At 45.1% G+C, this 19863-nt stretch carries 18 protein-coding genes; all 18 read right to left on the reverse strand.

Going from position 1 to position 19863, the window contains the following annotated elements; all coding sequences use genetic code 11:
* Positions 1 to 35: 35 nt before the first annotated feature.
* The 18 genes from AC3WTJ_RS19650 to AC3WTJ_RS19735 all read right to left on the reverse strand — a co-directional run bounded on the left by AC3WTJ_RS19650 (position 36) and on the right by AC3WTJ_RS19735 (position 19671).
* Positions 36 to 1199, reverse strand: a complete 1164-nt coding sequence (locus AC3WTJ_RS19650; protein ID WP_492523252.1) for a serine hydrolase domain-containing protein — start codon at positions 1197 to 1199, stop codon at positions 36 to 38.
* 88 nt (positions 1200 to 1287) lie between these two features.
* Complete coding sequence (locus AC3WTJ_RS19655; RefSeq protein ID WP_492523253.1) at positions 1288 to 1674, reverse strand: MerR family transcriptional regulator; 387 nt, start codon at positions 1672 to 1674, stop codon at positions 1288 to 1290.
* A 34-nt stretch (positions 1675 to 1708) separates the two neighbouring features.
* On the reverse strand, positions 1709 to 2689 hold the full coding sequence (locus tag AC3WTJ_RS19660) for an aldo/keto reductase (RefSeq protein ID WP_492523254.1): 981 nt from the start codon (positions 2687 to 2689) through the stop codon (positions 1709 to 1711).
* A 160-nt stretch (positions 2690 to 2849) separates the two neighbouring features.
* A complete protein-coding gene (locus AC3WTJ_RS19665) occupies positions 2850 to 3392 on the reverse strand; it encodes a GNAT family N-acetyltransferase (protein WP_492523255.1) in 543 nt (180 codons plus the stop codon).
* A gap of 21 nt (positions 3393 to 3413) precedes the next feature.
* Positions 3414 to 4187: a class I SAM-dependent methyltransferase gene (locus tag AC3WTJ_RS19670; protein WP_492523256.1), complete on the reverse strand. Its 774-nt coding sequence runs from the start codon at positions 4185 to 4187 to the stop codon at positions 3414 to 3416.
* Between the two features lie 136 nt (positions 4188 to 4323).
* A complete protein-coding gene (locus tag AC3WTJ_RS19675; protein WP_407873061.1) occupies positions 4324 to 5109 on the reverse strand; it encodes a carbohydrate ABC transporter permease in 786 nt (261 codons plus the stop codon).
* 98 nt (positions 5110 to 5207) lie between these two features.
* On the reverse strand, positions 5208 to 6089 hold the full coding sequence (locus tag AC3WTJ_RS19680; protein WP_127454326.1) for a carbohydrate ABC transporter permease: 882 nt from the start codon (positions 6087 to 6089) through the stop codon (positions 5208 to 5210).
* Positions 6090 to 6187: 98 nt separating this feature from the next.
* Positions 6188 to 7495: an ABC transporter substrate-binding protein gene (locus tag AC3WTJ_RS19685; protein ID WP_127454324.1), complete on the reverse strand. Its 1308-nt coding sequence runs from the start codon at positions 7493 to 7495 to the stop codon at positions 6188 to 6190.
* Positions 7496 to 7601: 106 nt separating this feature from the next.
* Positions 7602 to 8786, reverse strand: coding sequence for a response regulator transcription factor (locus AC3WTJ_RS19690; RefSeq protein WP_492523291.1), 1185 nt, complete (start codon positions 8784 to 8786; stop codon positions 7602 to 7604).
* A 5-nt stretch (positions 8787 to 8791) separates the two neighbouring features.
* Positions 8792 to 9973 (reverse strand): ABC transporter substrate-binding protein, encoded by a 1182-nt coding sequence (locus AC3WTJ_RS19695; protein WP_492523257.1) that lies wholly within the window; start codon positions 9971 to 9973, stop codon positions 8792 to 8794.
* Between the two features lie 97 nt (positions 9974 to 10070).
* Positions 10071 to 11900: a cache domain-containing sensor histidine kinase gene (locus AC3WTJ_RS19700; protein WP_492523258.1), complete on the reverse strand. Its 1830-nt coding sequence runs from the start codon at positions 11898 to 11900 to the stop codon at positions 10071 to 10073.
* 321 nt (positions 11901 to 12221) lie between these two features.
* Complete coding sequence (locus tag AC3WTJ_RS19705) at positions 12222 to 12551, reverse strand: hypothetical protein (protein WP_492523259.1); 330 nt, start codon at positions 12549 to 12551, stop codon at positions 12222 to 12224.
* A gap of 275 nt (positions 12552 to 12826) precedes the next feature.
* Positions 12827 to 13951: an MGDG synthase family glycosyltransferase gene (locus AC3WTJ_RS19710; protein ID WP_492523260.1), complete on the reverse strand. Its 1125-nt coding sequence runs from the start codon at positions 13949 to 13951 to the stop codon at positions 12827 to 12829.
* A 780-nt stretch (positions 13952 to 14731) separates the two neighbouring features.
* Positions 14732 to 16447, reverse strand: a complete 1716-nt coding sequence (locus tag AC3WTJ_RS19715; RefSeq protein WP_492523292.1) for a cache domain-containing sensor histidine kinase — start codon at positions 16445 to 16447, stop codon at positions 14732 to 14734.
* Positions 16447 to 17217, reverse strand: a complete 771-nt coding sequence (locus tag AC3WTJ_RS19720; protein WP_492523261.1) for a response regulator transcription factor — start codon at positions 17215 to 17217, stop codon at positions 16447 to 16449. Before AC3WTJ_RS19720 ends, AC3WTJ_RS19715 begins: the two co-directional genes overlap by 1 nt.
* A gap of 16 nt (positions 17218 to 17233) precedes the next feature.
* Complete coding sequence (msrB, locus tag AC3WTJ_RS19725) at positions 17234 to 18364, reverse strand: peptide-methionine (R)-S-oxide reductase MsrB (RefSeq protein WP_492523262.1); 1131 nt, start codon at positions 18362 to 18364, stop codon at positions 17234 to 17236.
* 30 nt (positions 18365 to 18394) lie between these two features.
* The gene (locus tag AC3WTJ_RS19730) at positions 18395 to 18934 is read right to left on the reverse strand and encodes a redoxin family protein (RefSeq protein ID WP_492523263.1); all 540 of its coding nucleotides are present in this window, start codon (positions 18932 to 18934) and stop codon (positions 18395 to 18397) included.
* A 23-nt stretch (positions 18935 to 18957) separates the two neighbouring features.
* Entirely contained in the window at positions 18958 to 19671 is a 714-nt protein-coding gene (locus AC3WTJ_RS19735) for a cytochrome c biogenesis protein CcdA (RefSeq protein ID WP_492523264.1), read from the reverse strand.
* Positions 19672 to 19863 lie beyond the last annotated feature (192 nt).

Below are 19863 nucleotides of genomic sequence, written 5' to 3' on the forward strand. Positions count from 1 at the left end.
TTGGGGTCGCCTCTTTTTTTACATGCTGAGAAACCTCACTCCATCGCCCCATAAACAACAGCCCGTATCCGCGGATGAATAAAAGGCTCGCGGCTCGGAAGCAGCTGCTGCATGTAGACAATCGAGATTTCTTCTTTGGGATCAATTAGCAAATAGGATCCTGCCATCCCCGCCCAACCGAATTCACCGATTGAACCGTTGTTTCCGCCTGCTGCAGGATCCAGCAAGACACGGACGCCGAGGCCATAGCCATAGCCGCTCATTTGCGACCAGTCGAAATCACGCAGCTGTTGAGCATTCAAATGATTCGTTGCCATCAATTGAACGGTTTTCGGGCTTAAGATGCGCGTTCCATCCAGTTCGCCCCCATTCGCAAGTACTTGCGCAAATTTGCTGTAATCGCCAATTGTCGAAAGCAGCCCTGCACCTCCGCTCTCCAACTGACAATCCGGCTGATAGCAGGCATCCAATCTAGTGTTAGGCGTCATTGTGCCATCAGCAGCACAATCATACATCGTGCACAAGCGGTCAAGCTGATCCTCTCGAATTCGGAAGGTGGTATCCTTCATGCCAAGAGGCTCGAAAATTTCCTTCTCCACAAAATCCCCGAACTTTTGGCCTGACAGCACTTCAATCAATGCGGCAAGAACATCGTGGCTCATGCCGTATTTCCAACGAGTACCGGGCTCAAATGCAAGCGGCACAGAGGCTATCGCTTTGACCGCCGTTCGAGTGTCCATGGTCTCAGCAGCTTTTTCCAATTTCGCACGCGTTTGGCGCTCCGTTTCGTTGCCGTCTCCACCATATGTAATCCCGGAAGTCATCATAAACAGATCCTTGATCCGAATCGGAGCTCCCGCCGGAACCAATGTCTTCACACCGAAATCATTGTACTTGTACACCTGTGGGTTTTGAAACTCCGGCAAATAATCACCTAGCGGATCGTTTAGCAAGTAAAGGCCTTTCTCATAAAGCATGAGTGCTGCAACACAAGTCACTACTTTGGTCATGGAATAAATCCGGTAAACGGTGTTAAGATTGATCTCTTGCTTTTTGTCCAAATCCGCATACCCCAGGGTTTCCTGGTAGATCACTTCTCCCCGGTGTACGACCGTACAGGCACAGCCAACTGGCCCTTTCTCCATAAAGCTCTTCAACAGCGGAGTCAACCGCTCGCCTAATCGATCGTTTCTACCCACAGCTTCAGCCCCTCTCGGAAACGTTTTCAACTACTATTATATCGTAAGAATAGGAAGTTGTCGCATGTGGTTTCTCATAGATGCAAGACTAGTCTAACGCTCTATTTAGTGTTTTTTCTCTTACAGCAATGGTTTGTTCATATCTCGTAATTTTATCATCCAGGCGTTCCAACACATTTTTCATATCTTGCATCCTTGTTCTGAGCTGCTTACGCTGCTCAACGAGGAGGTCTTTTCTAGCTTCTTTCGTCTCATCTCCCTGTTGAAACAACGCTACGTACTCAATCAAAACTTCAACTGGAAGGCCTACACCCCGCATACATTTAATAAATTCAACCCATCTGCAATCTTCTTCCGTATAATCCCTGATTCCGCTTTTATTTCGATTCACCCTTGGAATGAGTCCAACTCGTTCATAATAACGAAGAGTATCTTGTGACAAGTCAAATTTTTCACTTGCTTCGGCTATTAACATGTTGCTCGCCCCCCTTTCTCAATCGTTCTATAAATCAAACTGCACCAATGACCCGATGAGGTACATATGGCTCTTCGAGTGAAGCAACTTCTTCACGAGTTAGCGTTATGGAAAGAGCCGCTACAGCGTCTTCAAGATTAGACATTTTCGTTGCACCAATAATAGGCGCTGTTACTGGCTCCTTCTGTAACAACCAGGCAAGCGCGATTTGCGCCCGCGGGACACCATGCTGCTCCGCGATTGCCGCAACACGCTCAACAATTTCTTTATCCGTATTTGCCGTAGCATCATATTTTGATTTCTGAACTTGATCGGTTTCGGAACGATGTGTCGCTTCCGACCAATCACGTGTCAATCGTCCTGAAGCAAGGGGACTATATGGAATGACGCCGATTTTCTCTTCCCTGCAAAGCGGGAGCATCTCCCTCTCCTCTTCACGGTATATGAGGTTCAAATGATTTTGCATCGACACAAATCGGGTCCATCCATTTTTCTCAGCCGTGTGCAATGCCTTCAGGAACTGCCAGGCGTACATCGCGGAAGCACCAATGTATCTTGCCTTCCCTGCCTTTACAATATCATGCATGGCTTCCATGGTTTCTTCAATTGGTGTGTTGTAGTCCCAGCGATGAATTTGATACAGATCTACATAATCTGTTCCTAATCGCTTAAGACTTTTATCGATCTCACTCATGATCGCTTTGCGGGAAAGACCGGCACCATTCGGACCTTGATGCATACGGAAATGAACCTTCGTTGCAAGAACAATTTCATCGCGATTGGCGTAGTCCTTCAGCGCGCGTCCAACGATTTCCTCGCTGGTTCCGTCTGAATACACATTCGCCGTATCAAAAAAGTTAATCCCATGCTCCAGCGCTTTTTTGATAATAGGACGGCTGCGCTCTTCATCAAGCACCCATGGATGAACCCACCGCTCAGCGACACCGAAGCTCATACATCCTAGACAAATTCGCGATACATCCAAACCCGTATTCCCAAGTTTCACATAGTCCATTTGATTGTTCCTCACTTTCAAATTCATATCGTCTTCTACAAAACTAGTCTACCCCTTGGAGTTAACTCCAAGTCAAGCCCCTATTTTTCCTCACATCTGGCCACAAGATGAAGTGCAAAAAAAGACCCACAACAGGGGTCTGATCATCGTTTTAAATCGTCTAAATATCCGGATTGGGATTAATAATAGCCAGAACTTGATGGTCCTCCCACACGCCATTGATCTTCACATTGCTGCGGGAGATCCCTTCCTTGTGGAACCCGGCCTTCTCTAGCACGCGAATTGAACCAGGATTCTTAGGAGAAGCTTCGCCAATTATCCGGTGAATCCTCAATTCCTCGAAAGCATAACGTACCACTTGTTTCACTGCTTCCGTCATATAACCCTTTCCGTTAGCCGCCTGGTCCAAATTGTAGCCAATCATGCAGCTCTGCAGCGGTCCTCGTACGACATACGTGAGCCCGATGGTGCCGACGATCTGATCATCTTCCGTTTGGCATATCACGAAGGAATATTTCCGATCCTCCATACGATCGATCCTGCTTTTATTCATCCATTGGAGCATGTGCTCTTCCGTGTAATAGTCATCTGAATTGCTTGGAGAAAATTGTTCAAAAAACTCCCTGTTGCGCTTGTTCATTGCAATGATCTGTGCAATGTCCGCTTCTTCAGGGAATCGAACATAGACGAGTGGTTGAGACATCTGCACCATCCTTTTACGCTTTTATTTTTTTCGCGCAGTGACAATCGGCTGGTAATACCCTGTTTCGGATGGCATCAGCCATTCGATGGAAGAGAATCCCGCTTGCGCCAAAATACGGCTATATTCCTCACGCAGCAACGCTCTGTATCTCGTTTTATTATGCTTAGTTTTCCACACGCCGTCAATTTCTTGCATAATAAAGTGATTAGTCAGATAAGTAGCCGAATCCTCTTCCCAGTCCCACACTTGAAAAACAATGCGCTTTCCCTGATCAAAAATACGCGGTTCCGTAGTTTTTGGCTTCAATTTTACCAATTCATCATAATCTCTTATTGTAATCAAGAGAAATCCATTATTTTCCAATTTATTATACATATTACTAGCAGCTTTAAGCAGATCTTCGTCCGCAAGAAGGTGAGGGATCGCGTTATCGGCCGAAAGAACGATATGAAACATTCCGGAAACGTCTTTGTCCAACGTTCGAAAATCTGCTACTCCTCCACTCAATTCTACCCCAAAAGACATAGCCTCTTTTTTCGCTCTTTCAACGGACACTGGACTTAAATCTGTCGCAGTCACTTTAAATCCGTTTAATGCCAAGCCTATTGCCTGTGTGCCAATCCCGCAAGAACAATCCAACAGTGTCATTTCTTCTGTAACCAAAGACGTGAATTTTGAACGGATGATTCTGCTTAATGTGTCCCCTTGAGAAATAACGGCTCGTGTCCATTCTTCGAAAATTAAATGGTAGTCTTCTGCAAGTTCATCATAAAAGTGTAAAGCAGACTCATTCATTATGCTCACCTCATTATTTTTTTGAATAGGGTGCTTATCGTCATGCCTATCTTTTTCTCATTGTACACGATTGAAGGCAATCCATCTGCACAAAAAAACGCCCACTCCTAGAGTGAACGTTTAACTCTGTTAACTATTAATCTTTCACGGACCCTTGCATAAGACCGGCAATAAACTGGCGGCTAAATAGCGAAAATACAATGATGAGCGGCACAGTAGCCATTAATGTAGCCGCCATCACCATGGAGTAATCCGTACTGTACACCCCGTTCATAGAGGCAATCAACATCTGGATTGTAAACTTTTCCTGCACCGAAATGACGACAAGCGGCCACAAGTAATCGTTCCATGACCCTAGAAATGTAATGATCCCAAGTGTTGCAAGTGCTGGACGCAGTACTGGAAGCGCGACTCTCCAATAAAGGTCGAACGAGTTACAGCCATCTATTCGACCTGCATTAATAAGCTCGTCATGCACGACGGAAGTCGTATACTGCCGCATCCAGAAGATACCGAACGCGCTAGCCGCTCCTGGTACAATAAGCGCTTTGAGATCATTAATCCAACCAAGCTTTTGCATAATGATAAATTGTGGAATTAGCCCTAGCTGTTGGGGTACCATCATGGTCGCTAATAAAAAGAAGAATAACGGCGCCTTCGCTGGAAACTGAAATTTCGCAAAGGCGAATCCTGCTAAAGAGCAGAAAAACAACACCAACGCCGTATGTGTACCCGCAACAAGAAGGCTATTGCCAAATGAGCGGAAAAAGCCGACATGATCAAGCACTTTTCCAATATTGACAAGCAGTTGGTCCCCAGGCAGAAGCCGAGGCGGAAACCGGAACATATCCGCCGTCGTCGCTGTTGACATGACAAGCAGCCAATAGAAAGGAAACAGGGATAGAATCGCCCCGGTGATCATGACAACATGGAGCCAGAGGGTGCCTGGGGCTCTTGTCTTTTTCACAGCAACGGCAGTGATGACGCGTCCGAAGGATACTTTGGAAGATGATGGCACCATCAGACTCCCTCCCCTCTTGAGACAAACTTCCAATTCACAAATGAAAATATACCGATAATCAGAAACAGCATCCATGCAACGGCGGAAGCATAACCGAACATTTGGTTGCCAAACGCCTGATTATACAGATATAACACCAGCGTCAGGCCGCCTTTCGTCGCTCCTCCGGTATTGCCAACCAGAATGAGCGGTTCCGTAAACAGCTGCATGCCGCCAATCGTTGAGAGAATAACGGTAAAGAGAATAATTGGCTTCAGAAGCGGCAGCGTAATGCTGAAGAACTGCTGCTTGCGGCTGGCTCCGTCAATAGTCGCAGCTTCGTATAAATCGTGCGGGATGCTCTGAAGTCCCGCCAAATAGATAATGGCGTTATAACCGGACCAACGCCAAATGACCATAAGCGAGATGGCAACTTTCACCCAAAACGGATCATTAATCCATTCAATGCGAGGAAGCCCTATGGCCTGCAGCAGGCCGTTAATGAGACCGAATTGGCTGCCAAAAAACGATCCGAAAATGATAGCAACAGCTACAATCGAAGTAATGTTAGGCAGAAAATAAACCGCCCGGTAAAAGTCCTTAAACCGCATAAAAGCTGCATTAAGCAAAAAGGCAATCACGAGCGCAGCGAACAATTGAGGCACGGTGGACAGAAACCAAATGACAAACGTGTTGCCGACCGATGTCCAGAATTCCGGATCGTCCGTCAACAAATTACGAAAATTGCGTAGCCCTACAAACTCCATGGGGCCGAGTCCATCCCAGGAATGAAACGCCAGATACAGCGAGAACAGGATCGGAAACAGGCTGAAAGCGATAAAGAGAATATAAAATGGAGAAATCATTACGTAGGGCGCCAGATGGGCTTTGAACCCTTTCATCGGCTCCACATCCTATCCTCATAAGATATACCTACAGGGAGCAATTCGCTTCCATCACCGCTATGGGCTAGTGAATCGAGATTGCCCCCTATTGGCCTTTATTTATTCTTCAATTTCGTTTTGGCTTTCTCGACGAGTGACCAGAACTCTTTATCAGGATCTTTCGTTTTATCGACCGCTACAGCTTGCATGCCGTCGCCAATAATATCCGCAACCGTTTGATAGTTCGGCCCCTTACGCTGCACTTTTACGTCCTTAGCAACTTCAGAGTACAACACACCTAGCTTCTGATTGCCCCAAAACTCATAGCCCGTTTCCGTAAAGGCCTTGTCCCCATATACGGATGGAGTTGAAGGGAAGTTGCCGGATAGTTTAAAGACTTCAAGCTGCTGCTGCGGAGAAATTAACCAACTAATAGCGGTGTAAGCTTCCTTAGCGTATTTGGACTCCTTAGGGATGGTCAGGAAAGATCCGCCCATGTTGCCAGTGCCTTCCGGAATTTTCGCTGCACGCCATTTGCCTTTCGTATCCGGAGCACGGGTTTCGACATGCCCTCGGCCCCATGCGGCTGAAATGTACGTGGCAATTTTGCCAGAGTTGAGAGCTGCTGAATATTCTTGAAGCGCATTCTTCTGATCGTAACTACCCGCAATACCCATATCACGAGCCTTTTTAAAATAGTCCAAAGCCTTTTTTACTTGCGGATTTTTTTCAATGATGAGCTGATCGTCTTTATCAAAATACAACTCATCCCCTTGATCGCGAATAGCGCCGAAAAGTTCATTTGGATTGGATAAAATATCGGCGCCCGTTTTCTCTTTAAGCGTTTTACCTGCAGCTAGGAAATCGTCCCACGTCTTGATCTTGGCTGCAACGTCGTTCGGTTCGGACGGTAATCCAGCTTGTTGGAACAAATCCTGCCGATAGTAGAGCACCATCGGACCGATATCCGTGGGAAGACCAAGCTGTTTCTCGCCAACCGTGGACTGTTTCCACTTCCATTCTAGAAAGTCTTTAGCCATATCCTTGGCGCCAAACGTATTAAGATCATTAAATTTATCTGGGTATTTCAGAAACTGATCCAACTGGGAAATATCGATCATTGCGATATCCGGAGCTCCAGATCCGGCTGACATCGCCGTTAAAAGCTTTTTGTGCGCATCTTCCCATTTGTAAATTTGCGGAATGATTTCGATGTTAGGATGGGTGCGGTTAAACTCTGGAATGATTTTCTCGAATGAAGCCCCCTGCCAAAACCACATTTGCAATTGAACTTTCTTGCCATCGCTTGCTTTCGCATCCGTTTTTACTGCTTCCGGCGCTCCTCCACCACTGCTGCAAGCACTAAGAAGGAGGACGGAAGCCATTAGTAAACCTAAGGCCTTACCCTTCGACACGTTTTTCATCGATTAACGCTCCCTTCAAATTTCGAGCCTATTAAGAAAGCCCTTACATTTAGTATAAACAGGGGTGGACAACCCGTATAGGTAACGCATCTTCGATTTCTTGGACTTAAGTTAGGAAAGTTCCGTCCACCGTCCGATAAGCCCCCGGAGCTATCCCCTCGAATGTTTTAAAGATTCGGCTGAAATAAGCTGGGTCCTTGTAGCCTACTTTTTCACACACCTCGTAAATCTTTAAATTCGTATCTCTTAACCACTTTTTAGCTTCAGTCAGTCGGTGTTGCGTTAAATAGTGCGTATAAGTCATCCCTGTTTCCTGGTGAAATAGGTTACTCAAATAATTGGGGTTGATTTGGTATTGCTGGGCAAAGTCGGATAAGTTTGCTGCACTGGCATACTCTTTGTGAATATAGCCTAGGAGCGCTCGGATAATCGGCGGGAACGATTCACCGCCACTTTCTTTACGCGTAATTTCTGTGAATCCAAGGCTGATCATGCTGCGTATGTACATCAAGCTAAGATCCCCGATTTCCTTCGTCGCTCCCCCATACCCAGTCTTTACCTCAATCCGCAGCTTAGCCGCCATCCACTTCGACGTCTCTTGTACTTCCCTCTCCCAAGCCTCTTGATCGCATTGATTGGCAAACAGCACGACCGTGACGAGTCGGTCCTCCAGACACACGGCTGCTGTGCCCAGACGGCTAAATGCTTCATAAGCGCACTCCCGTATAAAATAACGCACCGAAGCTTCCCCTAAAGACCTCAAGTCCTTGGTTGAAAAGGAAACGAGCATCACCTTCTTGTGTGTCGGAATCAAGCCTTCATCGAAGGTTGGGACCGGCACGCCTTGGAGGAGATCATGAAGGCGCTTTTCCAGAAGCGCGCGTTCTCTAATGACATTAACTTGCTGAGATTCCTGCCTGCGACGATGTTTCTCGTACGATGCGAGATATACCTCCCTGAGCTTTTCCTTGGACAATGGCTTGAGCAAATAGGCATGAACCCCGTGTTCCATTGCCTTCTGCGCATAATCGAATTCAGCATGCCCCGTGAGTACATATACATCGGTTCCAGGCGAATGCTCTCGCGCAAATTCCGCTAATTGCAGACCATCTGCTGCAGGCATACGGATATCCGTAATAAGGAGGTGGACTTTCTGCTTTTTTAACAAAGCCATTGCCTCAACTCCATTCGCTGCATCCAGCACTTCTCCAACGCCATCTAAGCGTGAAAGGGTTCTGCACACCGGGTGGCGCACATTTGCTTCATCATCGACAACAAGAATTGTAAACATCACGATCAACCTCCCGTATTTATCTGCTTGAATCGGCGGACGATATCCTCCCATGTATGTTCTGGATCCGCTCCCTCTGATTCCACTCGGCGCAGACCCTCTTTTATCATTCGTTCAATCCCTTCATATTCAAAATCATTGTAAGCCCCTTTGTAACGAAGTGCCGTGTAGGAGTAGATCTGACCGACAGGTGCGTCATGAAAAAAAGCGTCCCGCACCTCTAGAAACTCCCGAGTCGAATAAGACTCCGGTGTGGAAGGGAAATTACCGCTGCCAATGAAATTGTCCAGTTGCTGTGGCGGAGCCGTCAGCCACTGAGCGAGTTCATAGGCTGCACGAGGATTTCGGCTCGTCCGTGGAACAGCCAGACATGTCCCTGACCAGTTCGAGGGAAGTCCAGGGGCTCGGGCTAGATCCCAGACACCTGCGGTAGAGGGGGCAACTTTCTTGAAAGCTCCATGAAGCCAAGAGGGTGCAACAACAACGGCAAACTTTCCGTTTACGGCTGCTGCAGCCCAGGCGGAAGATTGCGACGGAAGGCCCGCATTTAACCCGAGCTTATGGAAGCGTATAGCTTGATCCCAAGCTTCTTTCACATGCGGATCAAGTTCGTGATCCATCGGCGTCAAGTAATAACCGTCGAACTGGTTCAAATAGCTCATAAATACGTTGGTCAAATTATCGATAAGATAAGCGCCTGTTTTCTTCTTGATTTCCAAGCCAACCTGCTCCATTTGTTCCCAATTGGTTAGAACTTCGGCCACTTCCTCGCGTTCGACCGGCAGCCCTGCCATCTGAAACAAGTCCCGGCGGTACGCTAATGCGACAGGGCCGATGTCCACTGGCATCGCAAACAGAAAGCCGCCATCTTTGCTTTCTGCTTGGCGCCATTTCCAATCCAAGTAGTGCTCCCTTTCATCGCCATAATCATAAAGATTAAAAAATTCGTTTTGAAAACGCTTTACTTGATTTAGTTGAGAAGCCTCAAGAAGAACGAGATCTGGCGTATCCGCTTTGGTAGCAAGGGACGTCATTAGCCCCGGCAAAACATCGTCAAGCTGAAAGCTGACAATCTCCACATCCACTTCGGGATGTTGGGCCATATACTTCTTAACGAGCCGTTCAAGTCCACTTCCCGGCCATAGCCAAATACGAAGTTTCACGACTTGCGACGTGTTTTCGTTCACGCTAGGTAAAGCTGCTTGAGGTTCACAAGAAGTCAAGAATAAGAAACTCACCAGGCAAACAATGAGCCATAAGGTAGATTGATTTCCTTTTCGATCATTAAGCAGCGCCGGTCCCCCCTTTCTTGGACAATAAGGGTGGAGCCGTAACCATCTCCGAAGTATGAAGCGGCAAAGACAGCATAACCTGCAGCCCGCCTAGCGGACTCTTGGAGAGCCTAATCCCGCTGCTTGGACCGAAGAATGCTTGCAACTGCTTGTGAAGGTTGCTCAGTCCGATTCCTCGTCCCTGCTTCTCAAAACTTTGTTCTTGATGGATGGATACCTCCAACATTTGCAATGCCTCTTGCGTCATCCCTACGCCGTTGTCCTCCACAGAGCACTTCACCATGCCGTCTTGCCGGTAGATCCGCACTCGGATTTGCCAATTCCCCTCCTCTTGCTGCTCCAAACCATGATGGAAAGCATTCTCGACTAGAGGTTGGAGTACGAGTCGTATTACGCGTTGTTGTTCCAGCCCATCCTCCACCTCTATGCTTACCTGAAACTTCTCCCCGTATCTTGCTCGCTGCAAAAGCAAATAACGATTCAGCTGTTCCATATCTTCACCTAATGTTACGAGATCCGTCGATGGGTGGACACTATAACGGAGGAGTTCACTTAGCGCTAGTGTCATAGCTTGCGCCTGATCCGGCCGTTCATCCTCAATGGTCCAGTAAATCAGATTGAGAGAATTGTACAAGAAGTGAGGTCTAAACTGTGCTTTAAGTGCAACCAACTGCGCCCACTGCACCGTAATTTGCTGCTCCGAGAGCCGCTCTACAACGTCCTCCAACTCTTCCACCAAGGCATTGTAATTGGCATAAAGTCTAGTGATTTCACGGCTCGCAAATGGTTTGTCAATCGGCTTGACCCCTTCCTTACGGAGTCGATTCATGCCATCGGCCAGCAGCCGGATTGGTTTGGTAAGCGTCCATGTAAAGTACGTCACAAACACTAAGGCAATGAGGATGCCTGCACCCATGGTGAGCAAGGCATGCGCCCAAATTTGAGAAGCCTCGCTGTTGACTGCCTCAGGTTTGAAATAGGCGATAGTCGTCCAACCGCTGTATGAGGATTTTGCATAAGACACCAGCACTTGTCGCTGATCCTCCCTTGTCTTCCATTCGAAGAAGGGTTGCGTATTTCTTCCAAATTTACTGAACAAGCCTACATCCGCAGCCGTACCGATTTCTCGTGGAACCGTAGAATACACGATATTGCCGATGGAATCCATTACCTGCACCTTGCGCTCGATTCGTTGGCCTGTTTCGCCAATAATCCGGTTGATTTTATCCACCGGAAAGACAATAAATTCATCCCCGAGCGGTGTCAGGCTTGAGGGGTCCTTCAGCTTACGGGCTCCGATGATCGCCGGGATTTCGCCGTCCCGCCAGGCAGGCCCGTATACCCACAGCATGTGTCCGTCAAGCGTTTGCATTTTGCTGTACCAGCTTACAGCAGCTACATCGTCCGCCATCCGCCAGAATAACTGCAGAGATTCATTGGAAGCGTACGCATGTCCATTGCGGTCAAATAAATGAAGCAGCATATCCCCGGCAATGTAGCGTATTTTTTCCGCCAAATACCGATTTAGGTCCATGGAAACTTGAGGTTCAGCAGCTTGCGGGGGAACATCCGCTTTTAAAGCAGCCAGCACTTTCTCATCGAAAGCAACCATTTGTGTAGCCTGATCGTATTGGCGAAGCAACACGTCGATTTTGGCTGACAGCTGTTCCACGGATTCTTGGGTATAGCTTGCGGTGCGGTTGAGCACAATCTGTGACGTCATGCGGTAATTCAGCAAATTTGTAAGCGCGATCGCCAGTGCGGCAATCAAGAACATCCCCGCGAGCAACTGGACAAAAATGGGTACAGGGCGTCGCAGCACCGTGCTTCACCTCCATCATTAGGTGTAAAAAAGGTTGTCAATTACCTTTTTCTACCTATGAGACCTTTCCCCTCTATACGCCGCTCAAAATATGTCTAATGAACTAGTTCCCTGCCGAATATCGGCATAATTCGATTCGTTTTGTCGAATAAAAAAAGACACCGGTAGGTGTCTCCTGGTTAAGTTTTGCATCCCAATTAATACTTAACAGAATTAACGTTTACTTAATCTCTTAAAAATTCTTTTAATAAAATTCGGCTTGATGATTTTATGTTACTCACCGGGACATTTCCAGTGATGTTAACAAGGCCTTGTCTTAGATTATCCTATTATATACTTCTCACTTAACTCCTTCTCCTTCGTATTTCTCCCGCAATCATTTAAATGCTGAATTAAGAAATCATCTAAGATTTGGATTCCGCCATCCCTAATCAAGCGTTCACCAATTAAATGAAAACTTCTGTTAACACACCATGCTTGTTTGGCCAATAAAGACTCAGCTAAATAGATGTCCCTAGTAAGTTCAAGTGGTACAAAAAGCTGATCGTTCGCAATTATAAACTCAATTATCGCCCTTCTGAACTGTTGATTTCTGTCCTGAAACTCATCCGCATGTTTTCCATTCCAATCAAAATCAATTTGTACTTTCAAGTTGCTATCATAACTTGAAACAAACGTTAAAGGGGTCATATCTAACTTAATGCTAGGCAACAGTCAGTGTTATGTTTGATATTCCCTTATTTCCTTAGAAATAATATTTTCTTCTATTTTCCGAACAACTCGCTCGTTATTAGACGCATCTTGTCATTCAATGTATGTTCGGAGCAGCCTTTCAGCAAATGCTTCTCATATTCGCTCTTTTCCAACCTAATTCCTCAACAAAAAAAGGAGCTGCTTTGCAGCAGACTCCTTGATCCATTCCTAACTCAAATTAAAGCGGACATGATTGGATTATCCAAAACCATCATCATATCATTAACAATGTGAGCCGCTGCATGATGGCGCTGCAACGAGGCCATGCGAGCTCTCATTTCATCGCTTTTAGTGGGATGCCGTATGAATTGCTCAATATTTATGTAAAAGTCCTCCATCTTATAGGCGATTGAAGCTACACCGAGCCTGGATAAATATAAGGCATTTTCTTTCTCCTGACCGCCGTTTGGCTTATATACAAAAACCGGCAGTCGCAAAGCTATAGCCTCTGTCAATGTTAAGCCGCCTGCTTTCGTTACAATACACATGGCTCTTGACATCCACTCATGAACATTATCAACAAAACCAAGAATGGTGATCCCCGGGTGCGCAGCAAAATCTGCCTCAAGTCGATCTTTCAATTTCTCGTTATGACCACAGATGACAACTAATTGACAGTCTTCAAGAAGCAGCAGCGAATCCAACATTTCATCCAGATAACTGGTTACTCCGCTTTCCGTAGCCATGATAAGGATAATTTTCTTTTGCAGAGATTGCGATTGTGCACGAATGCTCGCTGCTGCGAACTCTTGTTTCAGCGGAATGCCGCTGACTTCTATACAATCCTTGTTATATCCTTTAAAAATAATTTGTTGCTTCAAATCTTCCGTTGCCACATAATACCGATCGACTTTTGGATGCAGCCAAGTTGCATGTAACGCGTAATCCGTGAGTACTGTAAAATTTTTGACCCCCATTGCACTACAAACGATTGGAGCCGCGCCGAAAGGAAACGTGTTGACCACAACATCCGGACGTTCTTTTTGAATGAGTTCTCTCAGTTTCTTTTGACCCAAATATGTCATTGATTTCTGAAATAGCGCGGTCTCTTTCGTTTCACGTGTTAAATAATAGCTCCAACCATAGTAGTCGAGCCCTAATTTAGAGCTTTTCGTACTTTTACTGATTAACGAAGAAGTTATGGAGTAGATCCAAGGATGGCCTTCCTTCATGAGATTAACAATTTTCACTTGCTCTATCCCCTGTTTGAAGAACTGCTGCTGCAGCGCTTTAGAAGCTTGAATATGTCCATTACCATAACTAGCCGTAAGAATTAAGATACGAGGATTAAAAGGCATCGTTGAAATACCACCTTTCATCACAAACTTTTATAAACGGATATAAATAACTGTTCCTACAGTTTCAATGTATTGCGAGTTGCATGGATCTATTTCAATTTTCTTTAACCATAACATATGCCAATGGGGATATGAAGTAGGTGATCTTCCGTGATGTAAATATTCAGAAACAATTCAAAATTCCATACTAATCTATTAAATGAGCCCTCACAGACAAGTCATTCGAGCATATCCTAAAGTATCCTCGCTAGAAAGGAATGATAGAAATGGCTTTATTAATCAACCACTTTTATGGTATTGTTTACCGCAGTGCCAATGGGTTCATTACCGTTTTTAACGGTCGTGTGGTCTCCAGAAATCGTAACTCCATTGTTCTTCGATTTATGAATAATCGTGGTATCGTCGTTCTCAGAAGACTTTTCCTTCTTCAAATTCTTAGATTTGTCGCTATTTAATGGCTAACTAATGTTCAAAAAAGAGGCGCTCCCACGGTCATTAAATGACTTAAGGGAGGGCCTCTTCTTAATTAATTCATGTTATGAATGATATGCAGCATGAAATTCGATGATATTGTTGTCCACAGTTCTAGCTTCATAAAGCACACCAATGTGTTCGAGCCCGTGGATCAAGTTCAGTTAATTATTCAAAAAACAAGCATCTATTTCCGTGTATACGGTTCCTAATAGGGCGACTAGCAGCACAACGATTATAAAGTTTACCATTAATTTAGATTTGTTCACAAGAATCGTTTCCCTTCCTGATGAGTCATCTTCGGAGTTCTCACGGTATGATGATGGTTACTGTTGTTCCTTCTCCCAAACGGGATTGGATATGAACCCCATATTCTCTGCCATAGTAAAGTTTTAAGCGTTCATCTACGTTATTGATGCCAACACCGCCTAACTTGGGCTGAACACTTGATGGTTCGTCGTCTATATTTAAGCGATGAGCAAGCGGGTCGAAGCCCACGCCATCATCCCTCACAATGAACTGCACATGTCCATCATCCGTATAGTTGCAGGTAATTTCCACGAATCCGGATCCTTCTTTTTCCCGGATGCCGTGATAAATCGCATTTTCCACAATAGGTTGCAAAATGATTTTAGGAATGACTTTGACCGCTAACGCTGGGTCGAAATCCAGCTGATAATGAAGTTTATCTCCATATCGCTCCTTCTGAATAAATAAATATTGAGCGACATGGTTCATTTCATTTTCAATCGTCGTCATCTCGCTTCCTCCGCTTAGTGACAATTGAAAAAACTTGGCCAACGCTTTGGTTGTAGATATGACCCGTTCGCTTTCATTAAATTCGGCCATCCAGACGATCGTATCCAACGTATTATATAGAAAATGCGGATTGATTTGGCTATGCAGCACTTTTAGTTCATAGGTGTGCAGCGCTTTTTCCTTCGTTTCAATTTCCTCGAGCAATCTACGAACTTCGGAAACCATCAGGTTAAAATGTTGAGCAAGCCCCTGTACTTCCGTCACGCCGGATTCAGGCACACTTACTTCCAACGTACCCTCTCTTACTTTTTGCATAGCTTCCTCTAATCGATGAACCGGCCGCGTGATGCTTCTGGCAATGATTAATGACAACGTAACAAGAATGATTAACAGCCCTAAACCAACAATAACAAAAGATCGAATCATTTGAGTGCGAATTTGCAGTAAACCATCCAGCGAACTAACGCCGACCAATGTCCAATCGGAGTTTGCTATTTGTGTTTTTTGAATAAGGGCATTTTGCGTTCGATCGTAACCGCTAGCTGACATGCTAATGTTCCTTAATTGCTCTTTCTTCGCTGGATCAACAAAAAATGTCGGGTCTTTGTGATAAACAATCCCGCCTTGGCTATTAATGATAAATGCAAAACCTTTACTCCCCAGATCCAGATCCTTCAAATAATCATCGATGCCATTGTATTCGATATCCAATAGGATAACGCCAAGGTTCCGATTGTTCTCATCTCTCACTTCTTGGCTCATCGAAATGACCCATTTGTCCTTGTCCATCGCAAATTCCTGCATGCGGGCAGAAGAGAGGGCCGGTGCTTTCCCTTTAATTGCTTCTACATACCATGGCTCTGTCATCATATTGGATGATCGTTGCATGTTCAGCTTCGTTTCATTTGACAACATATAGCCGTCTTTTCCGATAACCACAACAGACTTAATATAGGAATCGGACATCAGCACAGTACGGATGAGCTGCATCTCATCCTTCTCCCCTTCTTTAGTTGGAGAGGCTAAGGTCTTGATGGTCTGGGGATTGTTAGCAAGCACATTGGACAAAACCAACAACCGATCTATATACGCTCCAACGAAAGCCCCGCTTTTTGAAATGGCCATTTGCGAAGACTGAATGGAGTCATTCATGACTACTCTAGAAATGCCCACATATAAGGCAGTGCCGATAATTCCTATGGTTACGAGACTGATTAGCATATAAACGAATGAAATACGAGATTGCAGCGACCGGGGAAATCTCATCACGAATATTTAATCCTTTCCCTGTATTGCAGGGGGGAGACCCCAAATTTCTTTTTGAAAGCAGCGCTGAAATAATTCGGATTATCAAATCCGACCGCTGTTGAAATTTCATATATTTTCAAATCCGAGACCAGAAGCTGAAGCTTTGATCGTTCCAGCCGGACAGCAATTAAGTAATCCTGAAAAGAGACGTTAAATAGTCTTTTGAAAAGAACGCTCATGTACCCGCTGCTGAACCCTTTCTGATCCGCCAAAATGGCTAAGGAGAAATCAGGGTTAGCAATATTCTCATCGATAATTTTGGCAATAGAGGCCTTGTTATCGGATTCATCTTTTGCTTGCAGCGTCGTTTTATAATCGCTTACAAGGCTTTGCAGCTCGGATTGCTGCTGTTCACTTTGAAGCTTACTCACTAACTTTTGCAGGACCTCATACACGTCTTCCTTAGAAACCGGCTTAAGCACGTAATCATCAATCCCGATTTTCAAAGAAGTAACCGCGTAATCGTAATAATCATACCCAGTTATTACCGCAATTTTGACATTTTGCTTCATCTCTTTGGCTTTTCTGGCAAAATCAAGCCCGTTCATTTTTGGAATATTAATATCCAACAGGACGATATCGGGACGATGAGCAAGGAATAGCTGATACGCCTCCTCACCGTTCCCCGCCTCTATAATTTCTGTGATGTGAAATTTCTCAAAAGGAACCAGCCGCCTGATCCCATTTCGGATCAGCTCTTCATCCTCCACGAGCAATAATTTGTACATTGTTTTACCTCCTGATTTATTCAACACTTGTACGCAAATATCCGTAGCCTTCCTTTTGCATGTCGTCCAGTGGAATAAACCGGATGGAGGCGCTATCGATACAGAATCTTTTCCCTGTCGATTCGGCAGGTCCATCATCAAATACATGACCAAGATGAATGCCGCCTACGCGGCTTTTGACCGCCGTACGAACCATATTGTACCTAGTGTCCTTCTCATAAGTTACCACATCAGGGTCAATCGGTCTCGTAAAACTTGGCCAGCCACAGCCGGAATCATATTTGTCACGACTGGAGAAAAGGGGTTCGCCTGTGGTGATATCAACATAAATACCTGGATCATACGTATCCCAGTATTCATTGGAATAAGCTCTCTCCTCGCCTCCGAGTACCGTTACGTTATATTGAAGATCGGTTAACTTCGCCTTCAGCTCTTCATTGCTGGGTCTAGTGTACTTCGTAGGGTCAACTTGAACTGGCTCATCCAAAATCGTTAAATCAACATGACAGTAACCATCCGGGTGTTTCTCCAAGTAATCCTGATGCTCTTCCTCAGCTACATAAAAGTTCGTCAGAGGCAGTACTTCCGTCACGATCTTTTTATCATATTTCGTTTGCTCTTTTGCAACTACTTCGTTGATCACAGCAACATCACTCTCATTGACATAATAAATGCCTGATCGATAGCTGATGCCTACATCATTTCCCTGCTTATTCACGCTTGTCGGATTGATGATTTTAAAGAATCGGGTCAACAGATCGGACAATTCGATTCGTGCCGGATCATATTTAACCTCTACCGTCTCCGCAAATTTGCGGTCTTCCCGTACAACGTCCTTATACGTCGGATTTTCCCCAATGCCATTAGCATAACCGGAAATTACATCCTGTACGCCTGGAATTCGGGATATGAAAGCCTCCACACCCCAGAAACAGCCACCTGCCAAATAAATGGTCTGCAATTTGCTATTGGAATAATCAATCTTATCATTAGGATTTGCGGATCTGGTGGTTGTAGGTTCATTTTTCGCTAACATCGCTGATGATGACCCCGCGGCTTTCGAACTACCGTTAACCCCAATCGAGTTGGCACAAGCCGTAACAAATAATAGCAGCAGCAGAGAACTCACATACAGAATTCTTTTCATGTCTTTTCCTCCTATTTAACAAATGAAAAATCAAGAGATTTTCTTGAAATTATCAATAATGGCGTCATTAAAGTTATGGCCTGGCGCTGACTTTGCCAGAATACCGTCAGAACCAATGTAATAAGAAGACGGATACCCTCTTACCCCAAATTTTTGCGCCCATTTGCCGTCTTCATCGAGCAGCACCGTTAAGTTGCTTTTTTGCTCCTTTTGCAGTCCGTTAAACCACTCTGTAAATGCTTTGGTCGATTGTTCTCCTTTATAATTTGGGCTGACAATTGTAATCACTTTAAAGCCGTTATCTTGACCGGCCAATTCGTTTACTTCATCAAGCCCAGCCAAGCAAATCGAACACCAAGAAGCCCAGTACTTGACGTACACTTTTTCTCCTGCATAACTAGCCAAATCAACTTGATTCCCCTTCAGATCCTTCAACTCAAACATGGGGGCGGGCTGCCCTGAATTTAATGAGGATTGAGCTGCCTTCGTTGCGTTTTTATCCCCACAAGCCGCAAGAACGAATAGTGAAAGCACAATCACACTGACTAGTAACCATTTTACTTTCTTCATAATAAAACTCCTCCTGTCCACCATTAAAATATAGACGCAATCACATTTAGATTATTCGTCATAAGCAGCACGCCCATCACGATGAGCAGAATGCCGGAAATCACTTTTACTTTAGGCAAATATTTGTTAAGTGCTCTTATACGTCCTGCCAGCAAATCCGAAAAGAAGGAAAGAATAAGGAAAGGAATAGCCAAACCTAGCGCATAAATGAGCATATAACCGCCGCCTTGCAGGGAAGATCCTTCACTTGCAGACAAGCTGAGCACCGCCGCTAATATCGGGCCAATGCATGGCGACCAACCGAAGCTGAAAGTAAAGCCGAGTATAAAGGCCGCTGTGAAACCCTTTTTCCCATTCATTTCGATGGATAATCTTTTTTCACGCTGCATAAATAGCACATGAAATACACCTGTTTGAAAGATTCCGAATAAGATAACGATGGCTCCGCAAATGATAATAAACCAAGAGGTATTAATGATATTTCCGATAGCACCTGCTCCAAAACCAAGTAAAACAAAAACGAATGAAATGCCTAGGATAAAAAACAACGTATTCCCAATAAGATGAGGACGAAGCTGCATCCTACCTATTTTGACGGCTTGCGCGTCTCTGCCTGGCGTAGCGCCACTGAGTTGAGCCATAAAGACGGGCAGCAGCGGCAAAATACACGGCGAGAAAAAAGAAAGCAATCCTGCAAGGAACACACTTCCCGCAAAAACCTGATCCGTCAACATCATAACCGCCTCCTTTCTTAGGAATAGCTTACGACTTTCTCGCCTAAATTGGCATACACGCAGATAATGACTTTCTATGAAATGATCATGTCTTTTTGTAGATGTAACATAAAAATAAAAGAGGCTGTCCCAAAAGTAACTACTAAATAATTACCGTGACAGACTCAAGCATTGGAAAAAGTGAAAATTTGGATA

The organism is Paenibacillus sp. FW101-FHT12H11 (assembly GCF_058790355.1).